Here is a 23,702-nt window from a genome sequence, read left to right as displayed (position 1 = left end):
GGCGGACTCTTCCCCGCGCCCGCGTGCAACGTGGGCTGGCTGCGGGCCCACGTGGCCTGTCTCCACAACTTCCTGTCCGCGATTGGCGGCAAAGCCGAGGCCCACCTCACCATTCCCGGTGCGGCGGAGCTCCAGCGCCACCTCGACGCCGCCTACAAGTCCGCAGACACCGGCGAATGGCAGGTGCTGTAGTCAAGAGGCGAACTAACGAAAGTTAGGCTTTCAGCCTGACCGGAATAATGGTAGTGCATTTGCTCTGCTTGAATTGTTCGAACGATTCTTAAAGCGTTAAGTAGCCCGTTTAGCGGCGTAGTCGCGATGGTCAGGCTGGAAGCCTAACCTCCGTTGGTCCGTTCGGGTCAACGGGGCGGATGCGAGAAGCCGCAGAGTATTTTGGAGATACACGCGAATGAGTTCAGTCCCAAAACACCGTATCCTGGTCATTGGCGTGGGCTCGATTGGCGAGCGCCATGTCCGTTGCTATCTCGCCACGGGTCGCGCGGAGATCGGCATTTGCGAGATCAACAGTGTCTTACGGGCGACCATAGCAGACCGTTACGGCTTGACGGAGGTGTTCAACGATCCCGCCGTAGCCCTGGCGCAGCCATGGGACGCGGTGCTCATCGCGACGCCGGCCCACACCCACATCCCCATCGCGATTGAGGCGGCCCAGGCGGGACTACACTTAATTCTGGAGAAGCCTCTCTCTACTTCGCTGGAGGGTATCGACGCGTTGCAGCGGCTGGTGGCGGAGAAGAATCTGTTCAACGCCGTAAGCTACAACTACCGCGCGCATCCCGGCGTGGTGTCGATGAAGGCGGCCATAGATTCCGGCCGTTTTGGCGCGCCGCTCCAGCTCTATTCCGTCATGGGCCAGAATTTTCCCACCTATCGCCCGGCCTATCGCACGATATACTTTGCGGATCGGAAACAGGGCGGCGGCGCCATTCAGGATGCCATCACCCACACCTTCAACCTGGCCGAGTGGCTCGTCGGCCCGATCACGCGCATTATGGTCGATGCGGATCATCTCGCGCTTGAGGGCGTCAACGTTGAGGACACGGTCCACGCCATGGCGCGCCACGGCAAGGTCATGGCGAGCTATGCGCTGAACATGTACCAGCAGCCCAACGACTCCCATCTGACCATCGTTTGCGAGAAGGGCACGGTGCGGTTCTCGCTCCATGAAAAGCGCTGGCGTTACATGCTGGACGTGGACGGCGCGTGGGTGGACGAAGTCCACGAGCTGGCGGAGCGCGATACGTGGTACATCCACAACGCAAACGCCATTCTTGACGCGCTGGAGGGCGGGACCCCGGCACCGTGTTCGCTCAAAGAAGGATTGCAGACGCTACGGGTCAATCTCGCGGCGCTTCGCTCGATGGAAACCCAAACCTGGCAGGTCATTGGAGAACACTGACATGAACGTCGAAGCCCTATCGAAGCAGTACGCAGAAGATGGCGTGGTGAAGGTGGAAGGCCTATTTTCCCCTGCGGAGATCGAAGAGATTCGCGCGCAGCTCAAACGCTATGCGGAGGAAATCACCCCCGGCCTTCCGCCGAACGACGTGGTCTTCGAAGCGGATGGCGTCTCCGTGCGCAACTGCTGGCGCATGGAGCACCACGATCCCTGGTTCGCCGAACTAGCCAAGAAAGAGAGTATCCTCGCGCTGGTGGCGGAACTGGTGAAGGGTGAACCGGTGCTCATGGCGGTGGAATCCTTCAACAAACCCGCGCGCGTGGGTTCCGCCGTGCCGCCCCACCAGGACAACGCCTATTTCTGCCTCACGCCGCCCGATGCCCTCACGGTCTGGATCGCGGTGGATGCGGTGACCGAGGCCAATGGTCCCGTGTCATATCTGTTGGGCACGCAGCTCGATGGCGCGCGGCCCCACAAGACATCCGGCGTGGCGGGCAACTCCATGGGACTGGCCGAGGAAGTCGATAAGGCCGATGCCTGGGCGGGCCTCTTGAATGCCGGAGATACCCTTGTCCACCACAGCAACACAATCCACTTCAGCGCGCCCAACACCAGCGACTTCGCCCGTCGCGGGCTGCTGATGGTTTTCAAAGGCGCTCACTGCGCCGTGGATGAAAATTTGCGGAGCAAGTATGCACTCGCGTTGTGAGAAGTACCACGCGTTGAAGCCCGGGAGTTTCACATGGCTCTAGTTTCGGATCCCAACAATATTCGCCTCGCCATGCTCGGCATGGTGGAAGGCAATGGCCACCCTTACAGTTGGTCGGCCATCATCAACGGGCGCTACGATGCCGAGATCATGGCGGAGTGCGGGTATCCCGTGATTCCCCAGTACCTCGGCGCTCAGCCGAAGGAGAATCTGGGGATCCCCGGCGTGCAGGTTACCCATGTGTGGTGCGACAACCCGGAGGACAGCATCAAGGTCAGCAAGGCTTCGTGCATTCCCGAAGTGGTGGCTCGGCCTGAGGACGTCATCGGTGCGGTCGATGCCGTCGTTGTCGCCACGGACATCGGCCACGAGCATGTGGGCCGCTGCCGTCCGTTTATCGAAGCGGGGTTGCCCATCTTTATCGACAAGCCCATGACCGACAATGCCGAGGGCTTGCGGCAGTTTATAGCGTGGCACGAGGCGGGCAAGGCATTCATGTCCACCAGCGCCCTGCGCTACAGCAAAGAGTTTCGCGCGCTGGACTCGCGTCTTTCCGAGACCGGCGAGCCGCGGCTGATCACCGTCACCATGGCCAAGTCCTGGGAACGCTACGGCATCCACGCGTTGGAAGCGGTATACCCCATGCTCGCACCCGGTGGCTATACCTCCGTGTCGCATAGAGGCGATGACAACGTAAACTTCATGCACCTGCAACACGAGAGCGGCGTTTCGGTCCTGCTCAATGTCATCAACGACCTCTACGGTGCCTTCGGTCACGTAAACGCCTATGGCACGAAGGGAGCCATCAACGCAAAGTTTGAAGACACGTTCTTCGCCTTCAAAACCCAATTGGAAGGCTTTGTAAGCTACCTCCGGACGGGAGAGAGTCCCGTGCCCTTCAGCGAGACGACTGAGCTCATGAAAATCATCATCGCTGGTATCGAGAGTCGTGAGCGGGGCGGCGAGGTGGTGGGCCTGAAGGAATAGGACCGATACGACGGATTGATAATACACAATCGGTCCTATCCGTCCTATCGGTCGAATCCGGCAGTGAAACAACCTGCCGTTGCCCCCGGCGCGAATACGAATAGAAAGTCACCAGAGGAACCCCGAATGACCCCACTGAAAATGCGGCCCAGCCGCGTATTGCGCAAACTTCGCGCGGGCCAGATCGCCTACAGCGTAAAGCTCAACCTGGCCGATGCGCGCGCGGCCGAAATCGCGGGCCAGTGCGGCGCCGACGCCGTGTGGCTTGATCTCGAGCACGTTCCCAACAGCATTCACGATGTGGAGGCCCAGATTCGCGCCGCGAAGATCTATGACTGCGATGCCATTGTGCGCGTGGAGCGCGGCAGTTACAGCGATCTGATCCGTCCCTTCGAGATGGATGCCGCCGCGATCATGGTGCCCCATGTCATGAGCGAGGCCGATGCGAAAGATATCGCCTGGCGCACGCGCTTTCATCCCATCGGTCGTCGTCCGCTGGATGGCGGAAACGCCGACGGCGCCTATTGCGGCATCCCCGTGAAAGATTACATCGAGCAGGCCAACCGCGAACGCATGGTCATCGTACAGATCGAAGATCCCGAAGCGATGGAAGAGATCGACGGGATTTCCGCCGTCGAGGGTATCGACATGATTTTCTTCGGGCCCGGAGACTACAGCCACGCGATTGGTGATGCCGGGAATCTGAACCATCCGCTGGTGCAAGAGGGATACAAACGCGTGGCGGACGCAGCGTTGAAACACGGAAAGTTCGCGGGCACGGTCGGGCCGGCCTCGATGCTCCAGAGCTTTGTGGACATGGGCTACCGGTACTTCAATCCGGCAGCGGATGTGACTTCGCTACGCCAGGGTTTTCTCGACGCGGGCGCTATCGCGGCAGGCCTGCGACTGAATTGAGAATAGTGAATGGTGAATTAAGAATCGACCGGAGAGTGTCCACTTAGTCCACTCGGTCCACGCTTCAATAGAAGGAAGTTATCATGAACATTCTCGACACTTTTTCTCTCGCGGGCAAGACCGCCCTCGTCACCGGTGGTGCGGGCATTGTGGGCAAACAGATCGTCCGCGCCATGGCCGAGGCGGGAGCCCACACCTTCGTGGCCTCGCGCAATGTAGATTCCCTGAAGGAACTCGCAGCGAGCTTCGCCGCGGAGGGTCTCGAAATTCAACCGCGCGCGCTGGATCAGGGCGATGAAGCATCGATTCTCGCATTGCGCGATTCGATCCTCGAAGAACGTGAGTCGGTCGATGTGCTCGTGAACAATGCGGTGCTGCGCCCGATGAAAGGCGCGTACCAGGATGACGCCGCAAACTTCGATCTGAGCATGCGGGTCAATGCCACGGGCCTCTTCGTGATCACGCGGGCCTTCGGCGACGCCATGGCGGAACGGGGTTGCGGCTCCATTATCAATATCGGATCGATGCAGGGCATGATCGGCCCGGAGCCCGCAAACTACGCGGGTACAAACATGAGCGGTTGGTACCCCGACTATTTCTTTCACAAGGGCGGCATGATCAACTACACCCGCTTCATCGCGAGCTATTATGGCGCGAAGAACGTCCGCTGCAATTGCCTCTCACCCGGCGGCTTTCAGACGGAGAATCACCCGGAACAATTCGTGCGCCAGTACAACGAGCGGACCTGCCTGGGGCGTATGGCGAACGCCTCGGACCTCATGGGCAGCGTGGTGTTTCTCGCAAGCGATGCTTCCCGCTATATCACCGGCGCGAATATCCCGGTGGACGGGGGATACACGGCGAAATAGATGCTACGGCACCGAGCGCAGCCGGAGATCCAGCGTTTCACCGGGGCGGAAGATGTTGTCCGGCAGCGCGCCCACCAGCACCTGAAATCCGTGCTGCAGGATTACGGGACTCATCTGCAGTCGCAGGGGAAAGGGCTCGATGTAGGCGCCCACCTTGAGGATCGTGCCCCGTGTCACCGTGCTTGGATGGGTTCGGGAATGGAGCTCCACCGCATCACCCACCTTGAATGCCGTGGCGGCCCGCTCGTCCACGTACGCCGTGACACGGTTTGCGCCCGCGCCCACGATGGTCAGAATGGGATCACCCGCCAGCATCGATTCACCGGGGCGCTTCGCGATCAAGGCGATCTGCCCCGCAACCGGGGCCTTCAGGGCCAGGGCCTGGCGGCGCTCCTGCACCTCGGCCACGATGGCCTGTTGCGCGGCAATATCCGCCTGGAGCGAACGCAGCACCGCGTCCGTCGGCGCGGGCACGGGTTCTTCGCCGCTCCGCGTCTCGCTCCGTCCCGCGGCCGCCGCGATATTTTGCTCCGCCAGCGCGATGGCGTTCACGTCCTGGTCCACTTTCGTCTTGAGGGCGGTATAGGCCAGCCGGGTTTCGTCCACCACCGCGGGTTCGAGGAGGTGCTGCTTGAGCATCTCTTCCTGCCGTTTAAGCTGCACCGCGAGGCGCTCAAGGTCCACTTTATCGGTCTCGTGCTGGATGACGCGATCCAGGTGGTTCAGGCGCGCCTGTTCCTCATTAAGCTGGAAGCGGCGAAGGTCGTCCTGGGCCGAGGTTTCGTTCATCTGCTGCTCCTGGGCGAAGCGCGCGCTCTCCGCTTCAAGCAGCGCCCGCACCCGCCCCAGTTCCGCTTCCGCCACGTGGAGTTCCGAGCGAATCAGGGTGTCGTCCATCATGGCGACCACCTGGCCCTCGGTCACCTCGTCGAGCACATCCACGGCCAGGCTCTGCACCGTGCCGTCGAAGAGGGGAGCCACATAGGTGGTTTTCGCCTCGGCGATGCCGACCGCATCCACGTAGACGCGCTGGCGCTGCACGAGCACAACCGCCACGGCGACGGCGGTGCCCCAGATGAGCACCGGGAGAAAGCGCTTCCTCCACAGCATGAACAATCGGGAAAGGGGTGTCTTGATGGGTTCTGTCTTGCCGCTCATACCTGGGGCTGTTCCTCATGAAGCACGAAAGTTACGTGGGTAATCCCCTCCACGCGCTTCAATTCGCTCACCATCTCGTCGGCCCGCTCGGGATCGCGCAGAATAAGCCGGTAGGCCAGCTCGCCGTGCCCACTTTCTTGAAAGCGCTGGGAGATGAGATGGGTATTTCTGCAGTATCGGTTCAAAACGCCCTGGGCATTGGCGCGCTGGCACTTGTCCGTATCGAGATGGATGCGGACGAAGCCGTCGCCCATGTTGAGCTGGCCAAAGTGGGTCCAGTGGAGATACATCAGGAGGAGGCAGAAGGCCACCGTGCCCAGCAAGGCCAGGTGGATGCTGCCCGTGCCCGTGGCCATGCCGGTGACAAGCGCGAAGAAGATGAAGGCCGTATCGCGCGTGTCCTTGAGAATGTTCCGGAATCGGATCACCGCCAGCGCGCCGATGAGGCCAAAAGCGATGACGATGTTGCTCCCGATGACCATCATGGCCAGGGCGATCAGCACCGTGAGCAGAATGATCGACTGAACGAAGGCGCTGGAGTAGGACAGGCCCGTGTGGGTGTACATGTAGGTCCAGGCGGCCACCTGGCCCAGCACAAAGGAGAGCAGCAGACCCAGTACGGCCTCATCCAGGGCGATCTGCCCCGGCGCCGCGGAAGTCATCATCATGGCGAGGGTGTCCATCAGTGTCCGGACCTTTCCAGCCGGGCCACATCGACGCCTTCTTCCCGGAGCGCATCCACGCAAATGACGTACTTGGAGAAGGAGTCGCGCAGCAGGTCGAGGCGCCGCACCAGGTCTTCCACCCAGATGGGGAAGGTGTCCGTGAATTTCACTTCCAGCACGATGGGCGAACCCGGCGCCTCAAACCAGTAGGGCGAAGCCTCCCAGGCATCCGGATCGAATCGGTGACTGGGAAGGCAGGTCAACTCGCTGTCAAACGTGATGCGCAGGGGCTCGTCCATCTTGCCCACATAGGCCTCGCGCATATAGCGCACGACAACCTTTGGGGCCGCACGGTAACTCATGACGAGGTCCTGGAACTCGTGAAGGTTCTCCCCGTCTCGGCCGTGATCCTCGAAGATCTCGGGCAGGATCAGGTTGCCCGCAAGCACCGAATCCGCCGCGCTCCGCCGCACCACCGCCCGATCCTTCTTCACGATCTGGTTGAAGCGATGTTTCACCTCGAAGAAGCAATGGGATCTGTTTCCGGCATAGGTGCGAATCCGCAGTTTGCGCCGCCGTTCCTCGCCGCGTGCTGAACTCCAGTAGAGGGCCAGATCCGGCGAATCCAGGTAAATGCTCGTCACTGGATACTCCCGCCCGTGGGCGTCGGGATTTACAAAAGGACGAATGTGCTCGCGTATGGCGTGGGCCTGCGCCGCGCTGACGCGATACTTCGCCTCGAAGCGCTGCGCCACCGCCGCGCTCCACGCCGTCGCTTGTCGAATTCCTGGGTAGTTCATCCTTCCGCTATTCGCCCGGGGTCGGCGCGGCGGCTTCCCAGCTTTCGGGATCGTTTCCGAATGCGGAGAGGCTCACGCGCTGAAGTGAATCGCCCTCCCCGTTGGGGCTGGCGGGCCAGGGGCTCTCATTGTCGTAGTTCACATGATCCACGCGGTAGAAGTACTGTTCCTCGCCGCTGCTCCGTTCCGCGGGCTCGGAAAGTTCCACCGATTCGCCATCGCTCAGGCGGCCGCCATAGGGCCCGAAGACGGTGACTCCCGGATTGCCAAAGGCGGCGGTGAAGGCGGCGGGGTCGCTCGCCACAATAACCCGTCCGCCCGCGGGGATACTCGCACCCGCCGGAAAGCTGAAGTCCACGCCATTGGTGAAGGCCCACGGGACTGCGCCCGGCCCCTGAAGGCTGATCGCGGCTCCGGTGGTGTTGTAAAGCTCGATGAACTCCTCGCCCTGATTGTTGGACGCGGGGTCGTAGTAAAGCTCTGTGATTATTACGTCGCCCAGCGCCGGCGCGGCATTCGCGGCGCCCAGTGTGGCCGCGCTGAGAATCGGGAAGCGATCCCCGTCGCTCGCTTCGTATCGGCCCCAGGTCTCACCGCGTCGCGAGGCGCCAAAGTCCTCCCGAGTGCGGTAGCCGGTCAACTCACCGCCTTCGCCCGAGCTCAAAAAGACGGTCTCACCGGCCTCGCTCAGGGCAAAAGGCGTGTGCGCCGCGGGATTTCCCGCGTCGTTGAAATCGTCGTTCTCGGTGACCACGAGATAGCCGCCCGCGGCTACAATCGTGCCCTCCGGAAACTCGTACTTCTGGAGCGAAAGCTCGTCGTCGCTCAGGAACCAGCCACTGATGTTTACCGCGGCATTGGAGGTGTTGTGAAGCTCGATCCAATCGGGCTCCTCATTGTCCGAGTGGGCGAGAAGCTCGTTGATCACGATGGCGCTGGCCTCCGGCGCGGTGCCGGTGTCGCCCGCGCCCGGCGTACCGCCCGAGACGCTGCTGGGCAGCCAGTTGACCGCCAGGCTCCAATCCACCAGCGGATCCAGAGACGGATCCACAAAGGTAAGGGAGTGGCCCAGGCCATCCGTCACGTCGTGCCAGTTGTCTTCATAGCGGAAATTGTGGATCGGGTTCCCCAGCGCGTCCACCAGTTCCAGGCGTTCCCCGGCGTTGTCCAGCTTGCCCGAATAGACCCCGGCGATATTGAAGCCGTCGCCGTAGAATTCGGTAAAGGCGGTTTCATTCGATACCACGAGCACATACCCGCCCGCGGCGAGTTCCATGGCGGGGAATTCGAAACTGATGCCCGTCGCAAAGCGGACGCCCGCCAGATTGATGGGAGAGCCGCCGGTGTTCCGAAGTTCAATGAACTCCGCTTCGGGGTTGCCGGTCGGCGCATCCGCCGGGTGATACATGATTTCGGTGATCCGCAGGGAGTTCTGGGCGTCCGCCGGGGCGTACACCGCCTCCGTCAGGGCGCTCCACTGGCCCTCATGCAACACGCGGGCCCGGACACGTGTCGTACCACTCAGCGGCACCGTGCCTGTGTATTCGAGCGCGCCCGGAGCAACTTCACCCTGGGGGCCGTTCGCCGGATCTACGAAGATGGGCAGGCGCGGGTCGCTGCCGTCCAGCGTGTAGTAGACCGTCCCCGCGTCATTGGTGTGGGTGATGCCCAGCAGGTCGCCCGGCGCGATCTCGCCGCCATGCTGATTCGCGCCGTTGATCTGAAAACGGACGCCCGAAAGTTCCGGGTACCATCCGCGCTCGCGGAACTGCTCCAGCACCACCGCCGTCCGCGTGGGGAAAAAGCGCGCATTGATATCATTGATCACCGGGAGCCAGTTGTCGTCCTTCGTCCGGGGCGGCTCATTGTCCTCCTGCTTCGCATCGCCCCAGCGCGCCGATTCCGCGATGATGGCCGAGGCCAGTTCGTCGCGCCGCGCATTGAAACGGGCCGCCGCTTTCGAGGGCGTCAGGGCGCCGCCGTTGAAGAAGTGCTTGTGCACCAGATCCGCGAAGACCATGCGGTACTCCGGGTGCGCCGTCAGCGCCTGATGGAGCGACTGGGGATTGTTGTATCGATACTCCAGAAGTTGGGGGTGGAGGAAGGGCCCCGTGCGGTCCACGCTCGCCGCGATCTGCGGGAAGGGCAATTCCGCGGCCAGGTGCGCCAGCAGCGTATGCTCCGAGTCGTGGGAGAAATACATGAAGCCGTTCGGGTTCGCCCGGTTGTAGATCGCCCAGATGTTGTTGGCGCCCGCGTTCGGCAGGCCTTCGTCGTCGTCGAACCACCACGAAACCGGCGCGTCGAAATTGCCGCCGTAATAGGCCACGAGCATATAGCAGATGAGGTTTTCCTCGTTCACCAGGATCGGGTAGGCGGGGTTGGGCGTGCCGTCGGCGTTCTTGCCCAGCACTTTGTAGTACTTTTCATCCGTCTCGAAGCCGGCCACATACGCGTTCCACAGCGCGGTCCAGGCCACACCATCGCCCGCAACTTCCTCGCTGTTGCGCTTGATCACGTCGTAGTCGGCGGAGTCGCCCCCGAAGTACGTCTCCGCGTATTCCTCCTCGGAGCGCTCTTGAGATTGGAATACGCCCCAATATACGCCGTTGATGTACAGGTGATAGTAGCGGCTGCGCGTGTAGGGCTGGCCCATGTCGCGCTGCGTGTCGCGGGAGAACACGTCCCGCGTCAGCGTATTCAGCGCGCCCAGACCCTCGCCGTCTTCGTCGCCGAGCGACCAGGAGTAGTCCGTGCTCGTCCGCAGATCGAGTTTGTCGAATTCATCCGCACCCTCATCGCCAAACATGGGGAATCGCAATTGGGAGTCGCCGTATTCGCTCCGGAAATACATGCGGAACGCATGCTTGCCGTTGTCCCCGCGGCGGCTCCAGCCGCCCCGGATGCGGATGCCCGCCTGCACCTGGAAATCGTCGCCCCCCTCGGGATCGATGAGCTCCAGAGAGATGGGGCGCTCCCATTCCCGGCCGCGGCGGTTCGCGTTCGTGTAAATGCCCGTTGCGGGATCCACAAAGTGGTCCAGATCCGTTACGATGGAAAGCGTCTTCACCGAAAGCAGCGAATCCTTCATTTGCGATGCGTAGCGGGTGTCTTCGGTGACCTCGGGGTCCATCTGATAGTCAAATATCTGCGTATTCACGATGCCGGTCGGCCAGCCCGCGGGCGTGCTTCCGTCGGCGGATTGCTGGATGACGTCATTCAGGAATATATACGACTGGGTCTGTACCCGGTCAGTCGCGACGCCTGTGGCAAAGGCGCCCGCGCGAATCACCGAGGTCGAAGAGATGCCGATTGGGCCTTCATATACCGTTCCGGTGGTCGCCGTGGGCGGTGTGCCGTCGCGGGTATAGCGAATTTCCGCGCCGGGCGTCTCCGTCGTCAGTGTGAGGGCGAAAGGCACTTCGAAAAACCCGTGCTTCTGGCTGAAGCGCACCACGGGCGATGCCGGAGCGAGCGCTTCGATATAGTCTGTCTTAGACGCCGTCGTTTCGACGCCGTCGATCGAGACCGTCAGACTCACCGTGTACAAGCCCGCCACGGTGTAGGTATGTTCGGGGTGCCGCACGGTGCTCGTGCCGCCGTCGCCAAAGTTCCAGTTCCAGGAGTCGATCACGCCGGCGCCCGGATTCGAAAGATCGCTGAACTGTACCGTCATGGGTATGGATTCGGAGCGAATCGACGCGCTGAAATCGACGGTACCCTCACCTTCACCTTCTCCCTCACCTTCGCCTTCACCCTCGCCTTCGCCTTCACCCTCGCCTTCGCCTTCACCCTCGCCCTCACCCTCACCCTCACCCTCACCCTCACCCTCACCCTCGCCTTCACCCTCGCCTTCACCTTCACCTTCACCTTCGCCCTCGCCCTCGCCTTCACCTTCACCACCTGCCACATCAAACGCCGCAAAAACGGAGAGGCGCGTAAGATCGAGGCTTACGAAATCTGCACCTTCTTCCACGTTGGTGGCGGGTGCCGACTGCCAGGCGCCGGGTTCGCCGAGAATTCGGATGCCGCTGTCCGCATCGCTCTCCACGATGGAGGGATGGCGATACAGGGTGGAGTTGGATAACGCCGCTCCCGCGGGACCCTGGATACGCAGCGTAACCGGCGCGCCCTGCACGCGGGCGTCGCTGATCTCGTCGTAGGTGAAGCCGCCATCGGAGCTGACCAGCAGGCTGATTTCAATGAAAGGAACGGAGCCGGTCGAATCGCCCGGTAATGGCGCGATCATGGAGATTTCATCATCCCCTAACAAGGTGACCAGATCCGGGCCAACACCAAGAATGAGAATCGCGTTTTCGCCCGTGCGTAGAAGCGCCCGGGGCACGGAAACCTGCACGATGGAACCATTGCCGTCGTCAGGCTGAAGGGCCAGCACAAAGGGAGGTGCGTCGGGGCCGCTTGCGCCCGCGGCAATGTGCATCACGCCAATCTGACGTGTGAAACCCGTGGCGGATTCCTGCACCGCCGCGAGCCAGAGATCGCCCTCATTGCCCAGCACGGCAAAGGGATTGTCGGGAAGGCCGTTGCCGTCGCTGTCGTCACTCGCCTGCGCCTCGGCCACGGTTACCGTTGCTTCGGCCACCAGCGGGTCACCCGCCGAAAACACCCGGGTCGCCTCCGCGCGGAAGGTGTGCTCGCCGGGTGTCAGGGCGCCCAGATTGCCGCCGGATGCCGTGTAGGGCGCGGCATCGTCCGTGCCCAGGCTTTCACCGTCCACCAGAAACTCCACCGAAGCCGTGTCCGCGGCGCAGTCGGTCGTCGCGCCAAAATTGATTGGCGTCGCGGGCAGTCCGGGGCTCAGAAGGAGCACAGCGCCGTCGGCGGGTTGATTCAGGCTCAGGGCCGTCTGGGTACACGGGGCGGAAACCGCAATCATGCCCGAACGGGTGAGGGTGTCTTCGCCGTCGGCGGTCTTGACGTACAGGCTTACGGTGTACGAGCCGGGGGCTTCATAGGTGTGGGTCGGATTCAGCGACGTGCTGGTTCCACCATCCCCGAAGTTCCACAGCCGTTCCGTGATGAAAGCCGTGCCCCGCGTGGATTGATCCGTGAACGCGACGGTCAACGGAACAAGCCCCGAGGTGGGCGTGGCGCTGAAGCGCGCACTGGGCGGTGTCGTATCCGGTGGTTCCACCGGCGGACAGCCTGCCAACCCTACACCCATCCCCACGATTGCCCCGACTGCAGCCAAACGCCCGATGAGCTTCAACACGGTGATACCTCCCCGTAATTGCGAGTTGGAGGCGTACCTGGCACGGGGCCGACGGCCCGTTGTGGCATGGGGTGCCCAAGTCCGCCATTCGACTCTCCGTTATACCTAAAAATGCGATCTCTGTGCAACCTTATGTCCGTAAAATCATAGGCGGACACCCATGAAGAACTTGCCCCTTATGTATATACATCCGAGCCCGCGGAAAGTTTCCTGGTTCGGTGGTGTCCGGCCTCGAGGGGCTTGATTCCCCCGAAGGCGGTGAACTATCGTGCGTACACACGCGCCCGCAGCGTGGGAGGCCGCCCCCTTTCAGCGCCACCACACGACCCCCGACACCCGGATCCAATGCCCCATGACGGACAACAAGACGCAGTCACGCTACACCCACGCCCGAACCAGGATTCCCGGCGGGGTCCAATTGCTCAGCAAGCGCCCCGAGGGCTTTGCCCCCGGACAGTGGCCCGCCTATTTCAGCCGTGCGCACGGCTGCGAGGTGTGGGATCTGGATGACCGGCGCTACGTCGATATGTCTCTCAACGGTATTGGCGCCTGTCTGCTGGGTTTTGCCCATCCCGCCGTCACCGAGCAGGTCACGCGGCGCATCGCCCATGGCAGCATGTGCACACTGAACCCGCCGGAAGAAGTGGAACTGGCGGACCGTCTCTGTGCCCTTCATCCCTGGGCGGAGCAGGTACGCTTTGCCCGAACCGGCGGGGAGGTCTGCGCCATCGCGGCGCGCATCGCCCGCGCCACCACCGGTCGCGACGTGATCGCCATCTGCGGCTACCATGGCTGGCAGGACTGGTATCTCGCCGCCAACCTGGGGGAGAGCGATGCCCTCAAAGGCCACCTGCTGCCGGGGCTGTCGCCGGAGGGTGTGCCCGCCGGACTGCGCGGCTCCACTGTGGCGTTTATAGCCAATGACATTCCGGCCTTCGAGGCGATCCTCGCGGAGCATGGCGATCGGCTGGCCGCCGTGGTGATGGAGCCCTGCCGATATCAAGATCCCGCGCCCGGCTTCCTGGAGGCCGTCCGCGCAGGATGCACCAGGGTGGGCGCCATGCTGGTCTTCGATGAAATCACCATTGGCTGGCGCCTCTGCATTGGCGGGGCTCACCTGAAGCTGGGCGTTAACCCGGACCTCGCGGTTTTCGCCAAAGCCCTGGGCAACGGCCATCCCATCAGCGCCGTCATCGGCACACGGGCCGCCATGGAGGGGGCCCACAAGTCCTTCATCAGCAGTACCTACTGGACCGAGTCCGTGGGACCTGTCGCGGCCCTCGCCGTGCTGGATGTCATGGCGCGGGAGGATGTGCCGGGGCATATTGCGGCCATCGGTTCTTCCATGCAGCGCCACTGGCGGGAGAGCGCCGCGCGCCACGGTGTCCCCATATCGGGCCACGAGGGCTATCCCTGCCTCGCCCACTTCGCCTTTGATCACCCCCAGGCCAATGCATTGAAGACCCTGTATATTCAGGAGATGCTCAAGCGCGGCTACCTCGCCGGTCCGGTAATCTATCCGACCCTGGCCCACACCGAGGCCATCGTGGAGCAACATGCGGAAGCGATGGAGGAAGTCTTTGCCATACTCGCGGCGTGTATCGCCGCGGATAGCATTGGCGAGGCCCTCGAAGGACCCGAAGCGCACGTCGGCTTTCGCAGGCTGTTGTGAACCAGGGACAGCCCCGCCGGTTGAAGCGTTCTCTCCTCGTGACGGCTTGCTCCGACGTTACACAAGGTGACTCTTGCGAACGCTATTGCGAGGCGACGCTGTCCCTGCGGCTATTTCTTTTTCTTGGCCGGAGCCTTCTTGGTCGACGTCTTTTTCGCCGGCGCTTTCTTGGTGGCGGCAGGCTTTTTCGGCTCCTCTTTCTTCACTTCCGGTTCTGGTTCCGCCGCTTTGGGTTCTTCCACCTTCGGCAGTTCCATCTGATCGCTCAGCGGACCGGCCTTCGCGGCGAACTCCAGGCCCCGCGCGCGCCACTCCGCCAGCGCGGCCACCGCATCGGCTTCGATCTTCGCGCCACCGGCCGCCAGGGACTCGGCATCGTCCATAAGGCGGCGCACCTCCGCAACGAGCCAGTCGCCCCGGGCCCGGGCCTGGGGCGTCGTGGTGGCCCCAGTCAAATAGAGACTCTGAAATTCCTCGCAACGCGCCAGCGTATCCGCGAGCGGTTCCAGGAAGCCCGCCTCCCGCGCCCCTTCCAGCCGGCAGAGCGTCCGCGACAAGTCCGCCAGATGGGCCAGGGCCGCCACCGCCACGGGACGTGGAAGCTGGCCCGTGTGCCATCGGTCCTCAATCTCCGGAAAAGCCCGGAGCAGTGTAAAGAAATGGACCCGGCTTTGCTCGCCCTCGGGGTTCGCCGCGATAGCCTCCATGGCGCCGCGCACCTCGCCACTCCAGGCCATGTCGAGGGGCTTCTCGCCCAGGATATGTCGGATAGTCGCCTTGATCTGATTCAGAAGGGGCGCCTTGATGATCGGGCCGCCCTCGCCGAGAAGAAAACGCACGCCACCCGACGCGGGGCTCTTCCAGACCTCCCCCTCCGGGGCTTCGACCGGCGCGGTGTTGTTCCAGCTATCGGCGAGGGTAAAGGGATGATCCGCGCTCCACGGCACGGCGATGGACTCATTGGTTCCGCTGCTCCAGAAGGCCAGCGTCCAGCGACTTCCCGAGGCGAAGAGCAGGGCCCGCGCCTTCCCAGGCTGGGGCAGGCTTCCCGCAAAGGGCGCGGGCGGTACGCCGTGGGCCAGGCCATTCAGGTAGGAAAGCCCGGACTTGAGTTCGCCGCCGTTGAGGACCAGCGACGCCGGAAAGCCCACCCGGGCCGCGTGGTGGGCGAGCGCGTCGAAGAGCACCGGGGGAAAGGCGTCCGCCTCGCTGTTTTCGTAGAGGTACTCCAATACGGGCGACTCCACACCCAGGGCGGCCAGATTGTCCCGCAAATCGTCCAACACTCCCGGACCCTCGGGAGATTCGTTGATCACCAGGTGCTGCAGCGACGGTATGGCGATGGTCGTGAGAATATCCGGAACCGCGGCGGCATCGCGAACGGAAAGGCTGATGGGAAGTTTGCATTCGAGGGATTGCAGCCGCTCCACAACGGCCTTCAGGCCCGCGGCATTCTCACGAGTCGCCGGCAACTCCCAACGTTCAATACCCGCACAGCGGACGGTCGCCAGCGCTTCCGCCTTTGCCGCGATATCGCCATCGCCGCCAAGGGTAACAATCGCCTTCATATCCAGCAGCACGACCTCTTCCAGCAGGTCCGCAAGGTCCGCCAGATCCGCGGGAACACGAACCAGATTCACGCCCACGCCACGCAGTGCGAGCAGCGTCTCCCGGTCCAGCGAATCGCCGAAGGCATAGAGAGGATGGACAAAGGCGTTTGCGGGCCGATCAACGCGATAGACCTCTGCGTCGTGAAAGGACTCGCCATTGTCCGCCCGCACTTCCACCGTCACCTTCCACGGCCCCCGCATGGGCGGGATCTCCTTCAGCGCGCACCAGCGGTTGATCTCCGGCCCCAGCGGTGTCGCGGGGAACACCTGGCTCACTTTGCCCTGACCGTCGGAGGATTCCAGGCCGATGGTGATGTCCGCCCGCGTAACCGCGTCGCTCCGGATCTCCACAATCAGCGGATCGTCCACATAGCTGAAGGGCAGGGGCTGATCGGGCGACACCGTAATATCGACGCCCGAAAGCAGAAGCGCGCCCAGAATGGCAAGTGTGTTCATAAGCCTCTCAGAAATGGATTGGTTGCCCGTTCCCGGCCGATGGTCGTGGCCGGGCCATGACCACAGTAGACCATGGTCTCATCCGGCAGGGGCATCAGTTTCGTCTGGATCGAATTGATCAGTTGGTCATAGTCCCCGCCCGGCAAGTCCGTCCGGCCGATGGACCCGTTGAAAAGCACATCGCCGCCGATGACAAAGCCATCGCCCACGAGCACCACGTGGCCCGGCGCGTGGCCGGGTGTGTGCAGGATCTTGAGTTCCACGTTGCCCACCTTCACCACGTCGCCCTCCTCAATAAACTGATCCGGGTCCGGCGAAGCTTCACAGGCCACGCCAAACATCATGCCCTGCTGCGTGAGCGCGCGAAGCAGCGGCAGGTCGTCCCGGTGGCACACCAGGGGCGCGCCAGTGGCCGCCACCATGCCCGCGTTGCCGCCGCTGTGGTCGATGTGGCAGTGCGTATTGAAAACCATCGTTACCTTATCATCCGCCACAAAGGCCTTGAGTTCCCGCGTGGCCTCTCCGGGATCAATTACCAGCGCCTCGCCGCTATCTTTGATGACATAACAGTTCATGGCGAAGGGGGTCATGACGAAAGACTTAATTTCCAAGACGTACTCCTTTGTCGAATCGGCCCGGGGCCGGGGTCATCCCCGAAGTATACCTGAAATTCCCGGCCTGAATGGACTATCATGCCCCCTGGAACTCCCGCGAATTCGCGCATAACACTCCATGGAGCAAGCCATGACCTTGTTACCCCTGTTGCTCACCCTGAGCCAGATCGCCTCCGTTGGTGTCCTGGCCGTGGACGATTCCCCCGCCAAACCCGAGGAGTGGGGCTTTCGCCCCGCCCACGAAAGCACCGCCACGACAACCCCGCCGGCCTTCGTCTGGCGTCCGGTCAAGGGAGCCGCCCACTATGCGCTGGAGGTCGCCCGCGATGAGGGCTTTACGGAATCGGTCAAAGCCTGGCCCGAATTGCCCTGGTCCTCTTTTGCCCCCGAGGGCGCGCTCGAGGCCGGCACCTGGTTCTGGCGCTATGCCGCCGTCGATAAAGCGGGAACACCGAGTCCCTGGAGCGAGGTGCGAAAGTTTGAAGTCGCCGCCGATGCGCGGCCTTTCCCCAAACCTCCGACAGCCGAACTCGCAAGCCGTATTCCCTCGGAACATCCCCGTTTGTTCTTCCGCCCCGAGGAAGTGCCCGCCCTAAAAGAGGCGGTCGATGGCCCCTTGAAGAAGCCCTGGAATGCCTTGCTCGCCCAGGCTGACAAACTCCTCGAATCGCCGCCGGACACCAACGAGCCGCCCAAGTATCCCGCGGGCATCGAGATGAAAGGCGAAGAGTGGAAAAAGATCTGGTGGGGCAACCGCAAGCGCGCCATCGACGTGACCGACAGTGCGGCCACCCTGGCCTTTGCCTATCAGCTTACCGGTGACGAGAAATACGGCGATGCCGCGAAAGATCTTCTGGTCGCCTTCTGCAAATGGGACCCGCGCGGCGCCACAGGCTATGAGTACAACGACGAGGCGGGCATGCCCCTGCTTTATTATCCCGCCCGCGCTTACTCCTGGTGCCATAATCGATTCAGCGAGGCCGAGCGGAAAAAGATGGTCGAGATCATGACCATCCGCGGCAAGGATTGCTTCAACCACCTCCAGAAGCGGGACCATCTCTGGAATCCCTACGCAAGCCACTCCAACCGCGCCTGGCACTTTCTGGGCGAAGTGGCCATCGCGTTCCACGGTGAAATCCCCGAGTCCGAACAGTGGCTCGACTTTGCCATGACCATCTTCTATACCTGCTACCCCGTCTGGGGCGGAGAAGACGGCGGCTGGCACGAGGGCACCGCCTACTGGTCGAGCTATATGAGCCGATTCATGTACTGGGCCTTCGCTTCCAGGGCTGCCTTTAACATGGATGTCTTCGAAAAGCCCTTCTTTGAAGCCACCGGCTACTACGCCATGTATTCCCTGCCCCCCGGAACCAACGCGGGCGCTTTCGGCGATCAGGCTGAAAACACCACCTCGGCCTCCATCGCCCAGCTCATGCGCACCTTCGCCGCCGGTGCGAAGAATCCCTACTGGGCCTGGTATGCCAAAGCGAGCGGCGCAAAGCAGCCCACGGACTACCTCGGTATTATCGAGGCCTTCCGCGGCGGCGCAGTTCAGGCACAAAGCCCCGACAAGCTCCCGTCTTCCCGGGCCTTTCCCGCCGCCGGACTCGCCGTGCTGAACAGTGACCTGACGGACGGCGCGAGCAACGTCCAGATTCACTTCAAGAGCAGTCCCATGGGCCGCCAGAGCCACGGTTACAATGCGAACAACGCCTTTCTACTCAACATCGGCGGCGAGCGGGCCCTGCGCATGACCGGCAAGCGCGACGTCTATGGAAGTCCCCATCATAAGGAGTGGATGTGGGAAACCAAGTCCGACAACGCCATCCTGGTCGATGGCAAAGGCCAGGTGCCTCATTCGCCCGCGGCCGTGGGCCAGATTACCCATTTCCAGACCTCACCCACGCTGGATGTGGTGGCGGGCGAGGCGGGCGCTTCCTATGAAAACCTCAAACGATGGACGCGGCGCATTTTCTTCTTCAAACCCTGGGTAGTCGTCATACACGATGTGCTGGAGGCCCCCGAAGAGGTCAACTACCAGTGGCTGCTCCATGCCGAAGAAGGATTCATCATCGACGGCGACGGCGCCCTCTGGGAAGGGGCGCCTGGGAGTGTGGACGTGCACTTCGTCTATCCCGATAAACTCGAAATCACCCAGAGTAAGGAATTCAGCACCCCGCCCGCCGAGTGGGCCAACTTCGAACTGAACGAAGCCCACCTCACCGCCGCCACAACCGAGAAAACGAGAAAACAGGAGTTCATCACCCTGCTGACCGTCAACGACGCCGATATGGAATTCAAACACGAGCGCGACGACGACGTGAGCACCCTCGCTATCGCCCTGTCGGACCGGATCGTCGCCCTGAAGCTCAGCGCGGAAAAGTTCGAGGTGCGGGAAGAGTAGGGACTGACACGGACCCGTGGCCATGGTAGAAAAAGTACCAATAATCTGAAGATGCCCTTGTCCGAGCGCCATTCATCGCAACGTTCGTGGCTGTCCCGTCGTGGCCCGAGCACACTTGGGGCTTTCAAGGTGCCCGTATCGAGGAGCAGTGTCGCGGACGGCGTGAGCGTTGCTGTATCGAAGGCGCCTCCCCGACGACGGGACAGCCACGCCCGCTGCAATATCCGGCGCGACGCCAAGACCTTGGCACGCATCAACGGGAACTTACTCGCTTGAGATCTTTAGGGCGCGTCAGTCCCTGCGCGGCATCGAGGATCGCTCTCGCCGTGCGCTCCCAGGTAAAAGCCCGCGCACGCGACCGGCCCCGTTCTTCGCACTGCGCCCGCAACCCATCGTCAAGCAACAACCGCGCGAGACCGTCCGCAATCGCGTTCTCATTCTCCGGCTCCACGAGCACACCCGCATCACCCACGACTTCGGGGAGCGACGAGCAGTTCGAGATCAACACCGCCGTGCCCGCCGCCATCGCTTCCAGCGCTGGAAGTCCAAACCCCTCCCAAAGTGAAACGAGGGCCAGCACGTCGGCGCCCGCCAGAAGTGCAGGCACCTGGGCATCCGAAACGTAGTCCACAAACTGTATCCGCTCCGCCGCGGACGAGTCGAACGCCGCGCGATAGATCGCTTCGTTCTGCCAGCCCAGACCGCCCGCCAGCACGAGGTGGTGGGGGAGGGCCGGATGCGCCGTCAACACCCGTTCAAAGGCCGCGATCAGGCGGAGCAGATTCTTGCGCGGCTGCACCTGGCCCAGGTAGAGCACATAGCGCTCTGGTAACGAGGCGAGGATAGTGCCGGGCTCCGGCGGTGCGGGATTAAAGAAGCGCTCTCCGCAGCCCAGCGGGGCCACCGTAATGCGCGCGGAGTCCAATCGGAATCGTTGTGCGAGGTCCGTGGCGGTGGCTTCGCTGATGGCCACGAGGTGACCCGCCGCCCCAATCGCATGGCGCGCCTGCATCTTCATCGTGAGCCGCTTCCGCCAGGGGAAGAAGCTCGGGTGACTCCACGCCGCCAGATCCAGCACCGTAACCAGCGTCGGACAGGGGCATCGCCAGGGCGACTGCGCCAGCGGAGAAAAAAATACATCCGGCGGATGGCTGCGCAACTCGTTTGCGAGGATGCGATGGGTCCATAGGGGACCGCGCGGTAGCATGCGGATTCGATCCCGGCGCACCGGAAGTTCCGGCACGGGTTCGTCGTCCAGATAAACCCGGAGCCACAGCCCCGCATCCAATTCGCCCAGGGCCCGAAGCACCTCGCGACAATAGTGGCCCACGCCCGCGGGTCGCTTCGCATTGGCCAGCCGTCCGTCGATACCCAGAATCATGGGGCCTCCTCTCTGCGGAGGAGCGTGCGAAGTTCCTTGAATGAAACCGACCCCGCCCCGAGGCACGCCGCGCCATAGACCAACGCCGCCACCAGCGTCCAGAATACCGAATTCATCCACCATGCGAAGCCATAGGTCGCCACGAAGAAGATCGTTATCCAGAGGGCGCCGGACCGCGTCAATGGAAGGCCCGCCCTTGCGACGGCCGCACGCTGCAGCACGAAACTGAACCAGGCCGCCGCCGCCGCGCTCCACCCCGCACCCGCGAGGCCGAATTGGGGAATCAACAGCAGGTTCAGGCCTATTCCAATCGCGGCCAGCCCCACGTTGATGTTCATCACCAGCACGGGCCGGTCCAGGGCGATCAGGGCCTGCCCCATGAGTCCCGCCTGGGTAGCGAGACACGCCGCGATGAGCAGCGGCCCCATGGCGGGCGCGGCGCCTTCGTAGTCCGTAGTGAAAAGCGCGGCAAGCAGCGGCTCCTGCACGGCCACCACGGCCAGCGTGGCGAGATAACCGGTGAAGGCCGAGTAGGCCGAGGCCCGCTGGAGCAGCAGCCCCGCGCCGTCACGGCCCGAATCCCGAAGCAGTCCGGCGATGCTCGGAAGATAGGGCACCAGCCCCGCGTTCAGAAATCGTGCCACCACGCCGGGAATGCGCTTGGCCATCTCGAAGACAGCCGCACTGCCCACGCCGAGGAAATAGACGACGATCACCGTGTCCAGACGCTGGTAGGCAAAGCCCAGCAGCGTATTTGCAAAGAGCGGTGCGCTGAAGCCCACCTGCCGCCGGACGAGGGGGCCATCCCAGCCATAGGGCCGGGGCGCGATGCGCAGCAGCAAGCCCGTGCCCGCCGCTCCGGAAACAATATAGGCCAGGGCGTAGTGAAACGCCTCCTCCACCCCCAGCACGAAGAGCGCGCCGAAGGTCAGCATCTGAAGGGAAGACATGAGCATGATCGCCCCGGCCCGCAGGCCGTAGGCGTGAAGCCCGGCGGCGGCGGCCAGCAGAAAATCGCGGAGCGTGATGATCAGAAGCAGGGGCGGCGCCAGCCAGAGCAGCGCCACCGGCAGCGGAAGAAAGCCCTCCGCCAGGGGACGCCACCATGGTGCGAAAAGCGCCCCCAGCCCGCAGACGGCGGCCATGAGGAGCGCCGATAACATTTGAAAGGGAAGGAGCGCGCCGAGGAGTCCCGCGCGGCCCGGTTCATCGCAGGCCGGCAACAATTTCGGCAGGGCCGCGGTGAGGCCCAGGTTACAGCAGGTGCCCAGCAACTCGCCCAGGATCAGCAGGAGCGCCACCTGGCCCACCGCCTCCGGCGTCAGGGCATTCGTCATGAGCTTGCCCGCCACGAGGAGGGCCAGCGTGGAGTAGATCATACTCCCCGTGGAGTAGGCCGCGCCCTGAAGAAATCGCTGCTTCACGGTGACGCCGGGGCCGCCCTTCAGGCGCGATCCAGCGCCCGCGCATAGACCCGCAGGGTCAACAGGCCAAAGTAGATGATGAGGCCCGCGAGGGCGCCGAGTACCGCCGCACCCGCAACGATGACGTAGCGATGGGGGCCAACGGGGGCGGTTGGAGCGACAGCGGGCGCCGCCACGCTTGCGCCGACGCTTCCGGCTGCGGCATTGCGGAGAGATTCCTCCAGTGCTCGAACGTCTGCCGAAAGCCGATTCACTTCCGCGTTGACAGACTCATGTACGCCACGGGCCTGAGCCCACTGGGTTTGGGCCTCCCGCTGGGCGGCCTCCAGTTCCGCGAGCTTCGCGGCGATATATTCACTCTCCGCCTTGGAGCCCGCAAGAGCGGCCTCCGCGTCGGCTTCCTTTACCGAGAGTTCCAGCGCAACGGCCACCGGCGCCTTGGAGGCGTAGGCCTTGAGGGCTTTGAGGGCCGCGTCGTCGCGTGCGGCGTTCCCCTCGAGGCGGTGGATGTTTTCCTTGAGTTCCGCGAGCGCCCGGGCGCCATCGGTTGCGGCGATTTCAAGCGCTTCCAGTTGGCTGGTCGAACCCAACTCCGTCTGTTTTTGCAGCGCCGCAGCCAGCGCGGCGCGGGCGGTTTCCAGGGACGATTTCAGCGGCGCTTCGCGCTCCAGCGTTTGCGCAGCCACGAGCGCATTGGCCTGCTCCACGCAAAGCTGGCTCCAGGCATTGGCCACCGCCGCCGCAATTTCGGGGTTCGTCGCCGTATAGTGAAGGCGCACCATTTGGCTGTACACCACGTTGCTCGCGGACCGCAGGGCCACCTGAGACTCGGCCTTCATCGCGGCGCGAACCTGCTCCAACGTTTGCGCGGGTCCCGTGACTCCTTTCTCTGTCTGAATAGACTCCAGCCGGGCCTTCAACTTGTTGGCCATCTCATCGGATTGAAACAGCACCGCATAGTCGGGCGGCGAGATACCGGCAAGGGCCGCCGCCTGCGTGTCGATGCCCAGCGCGGACTCGATGCGCGCCCGAAGGGGATCGGCGTCCGGAGCGGTGGGCGAGGATACGGCGACCGGAGCGGGGGCCAGAAGGAGGAGCGCCGTCGCACGGTAGCCCTCCGCCCGGTGCTCGGTCAAGTACCACGCGCCGCCTCCCGCCAGCCCGCCCGACAGGAGGATGGTGAAAAACAATCCAAATAATATCTTCGCGCCGCCTTTGGCCATGGGGAGATCCTCGTGTTGAGCCTGAAGTCGGGTAAGTATAGCAATGGGCTCAAAGGGGCACAAGGGAATGTGGCGTTTATGTGTCGGGTCTTATGGGTCTTATGGGTCTTATGGGTCTTATGGGTCTTATGGGTCTTATGGGTCTTATGGGTCTTATGGGTC

Annotated in this window: 17 protein-coding genes; 8 read left to right on the top strand and 9 right to left on the bottom strand. The window is 63.0% G+C overall.

The window, feature by feature from the left end; genetic code table 11:
- The 6 genes from JNK74_11040 to JNK74_11015 form a co-directional block, all read left to right on the top strand.
- Positions 1-192, top strand: a 192-nt coding sequence (locus JNK74_11040) for a hypothetical protein (GenBank protein ID MBL7646713.1), incomplete at its 5' end; no start/stop codon positions are given.
- Positions 193-409: 217 nt separating this feature from the next.
- Positions 410-1,420 (top strand): Gfo/Idh/MocA family oxidoreductase, encoded by a 1,011-nt coding sequence (locus JNK74_11035; GenBank protein ID MBL7646712.1) that lies wholly within the window; start codon positions 410-412, stop codon positions 1,418-1,420.
- Position 1,421: 1 nt separating this feature from the next.
- Positions 1,422-2,129 (top strand): phytanoyl-CoA dioxygenase family protein, encoded by a 708-nt coding sequence (locus JNK74_11030; GenBank protein MBL7646711.1) that lies wholly within the window; start codon positions 1,422-1,424, stop codon positions 2,127-2,129.
- A 33-nt stretch (positions 2,130-2,162) separates the two neighbouring features.
- Positions 2,163-3,116 (top strand): Gfo/Idh/MocA family oxidoreductase, encoded by a 954-nt coding sequence (locus tag JNK74_11025; GenBank protein ID MBL7646710.1) that lies wholly within the window; start codon positions 2,163-2,165, stop codon positions 3,114-3,116.
- A gap of 126 nt (positions 3,117-3,242) precedes the next feature.
- Positions 3,243-4,031, top strand: coding sequence for an aldolase (locus tag JNK74_11020; GenBank protein MBL7646709.1), 789 nt, complete (start codon positions 3,243-3,245; stop codon positions 4,029-4,031).
- Positions 4,032-4,114: 83 nt separating this feature from the next.
- A complete protein-coding gene (locus tag JNK74_11015; protein MBL7646708.1) occupies positions 4,115-4,900 on the top strand; it encodes an SDR family oxidoreductase in 786 nt (261 codons plus the stop codon).
- Positions 4,901-4,903: 3 nt separating this feature from the next.
- On the opposite strand, the gene JNK74_11010 is transcribed toward JNK74_11015, so the two are convergent.
- From JNK74_11010 to JNK74_10995, 4 genes are read right to left on the bottom strand one after another with little or no spacing between them, the layout of a single operon-like run.
- On the bottom strand, positions 4,904-6,058 hold the full coding sequence (locus JNK74_11010) for an HlyD family efflux transporter periplasmic adaptor subunit (GenBank protein MBL7646707.1): 1,155 nt from the start codon (positions 6,056-6,058) through the stop codon (positions 4,904-4,906).
- The gene (locus tag JNK74_11005) at positions 6,055-6,741 is read right to left on the bottom strand and encodes a DUF4956 domain-containing protein (protein ID MBL7646706.1); all 687 of its coding nucleotides are present in this window, start codon (positions 6,739-6,741) and stop codon (positions 6,055-6,057) included. The genes JNK74_11010 and JNK74_11005 overlap by 4 nt, the downstream gene beginning before the upstream one ends.
- Complete coding sequence (locus JNK74_11000; GenBank protein ID MBL7646705.1) at positions 6,741-7,523, bottom strand: polyphosphate polymerase domain-containing protein; 783 nt, start codon at positions 7,521-7,523, stop codon at positions 6,741-6,743. Before JNK74_11000 ends, JNK74_11005 begins: the two co-directional genes overlap by 1 nt.
- A 7-nt stretch (positions 7,524-7,530) precedes the next feature.
- Positions 7,531-12,756, bottom strand: coding sequence for a lamin tail domain-containing protein (locus JNK74_10995; protein ID MBL7646704.1), 5,226 nt, complete (start codon positions 12,754-12,756; stop codon positions 7,531-7,533).
- A gap of 352 nt (positions 12,757-13,108) precedes the next feature.
- Between JNK74_10995 and JNK74_10990 the strand changes: the two genes are divergently transcribed.
- Positions 13,109-14,428, top strand: coding sequence for an aminotransferase class III-fold pyridoxal phosphate-dependent enzyme (locus JNK74_10990; GenBank protein ID MBL7646703.1), 1,320 nt, complete (start codon positions 13,109-13,111; stop codon positions 14,426-14,428).
- A 110-nt stretch (positions 14,429-14,538) separates the two neighbouring features.
- On the opposite strand, the gene JNK74_10985 is transcribed toward JNK74_10990, so the two are convergent.
- Together JNK74_10985 and JNK74_10980 are read right to left on the bottom strand one after the other, a co-directional pair.
- On the bottom strand, positions 14,539-16,494 hold the full coding sequence (locus tag JNK74_10985) for a hypothetical protein (GenBank protein ID MBL7646702.1): 1,956 nt from the start codon (positions 16,492-16,494) through the stop codon (positions 14,539-14,541).
- Positions 16,491-17,084: an MBL fold metallo-hydrolase gene (locus JNK74_10980; protein MBL7646701.1), complete on the bottom strand. Its 594-nt coding sequence runs from the start codon at positions 17,082-17,084 to the stop codon at positions 16,491-16,493. Before JNK74_10980 ends, JNK74_10985 begins: the two co-directional genes overlap by 4 nt.
- A 154-nt stretch (positions 17,085-17,238) precedes the next feature.
- On the opposite strand from JNK74_10980, the gene JNK74_10975 reads away from it, so the two are divergent.
- A complete protein-coding gene (locus tag JNK74_10975) occupies positions 17,239-19,512 on the top strand; it encodes a DUF4962 domain-containing protein (GenBank protein MBL7646700.1) in 2,274 nt (757 codons plus the stop codon).
- A gap of 253 nt (positions 19,513-19,765) precedes the next feature.
- Here JNK74_10975 and JNK74_10970 read toward each other — a convergent pair whose 3' ends face one another.
- Genes JNK74_10970 through JNK74_10960 form a run of 3 tightly spaced genes read right to left on the bottom strand, consistent with a single transcriptional unit; the run spans position 19,766 to position 23,540 of the window.
- Positions 19,766-20,893 (bottom strand): glycosyltransferase family 4 protein, encoded by a 1,128-nt coding sequence (locus tag JNK74_10970; protein MBL7646699.1) that lies wholly within the window; start codon positions 20,891-20,893, stop codon positions 19,766-19,768.
- Positions 20,890-22,317 (bottom strand): polysaccharide biosynthesis C-terminal domain-containing protein, encoded by a 1,428-nt coding sequence (locus tag JNK74_10965; GenBank protein ID MBL7646698.1) that lies wholly within the window; start codon positions 22,315-22,317, stop codon positions 20,890-20,892. Before JNK74_10965 ends, JNK74_10970 begins: the two co-directional genes overlap by 4 nt.
- A 20-nt stretch (positions 22,318-22,337) precedes the next feature.
- Positions 22,338-23,540 carry a hypothetical protein gene (locus JNK74_10960; protein MBL7646697.1) on the bottom strand — a complete coding sequence of 401 codons (1,203 nt, stop codon included), beginning with the start codon at positions 23,538-23,540 and terminating at the stop codon, positions 22,338-22,340.
- Positions 23,541-23,702: the final 162 nt, after the last annotated feature.

Source organism: Candidatus Hydrogenedentota bacterium (assembly GCA_016791475.1).
Lineage (GTDB): Bacteria > Hydrogenedentota > Hydrogenedentia > Hydrogenedentales > JAEUWI01 > JAEUWI01.
The sequence above is the reverse complement of the archived record's forward strand: the minus strand, read 5'-3'. Positions and strand labels throughout refer to the sequence as shown.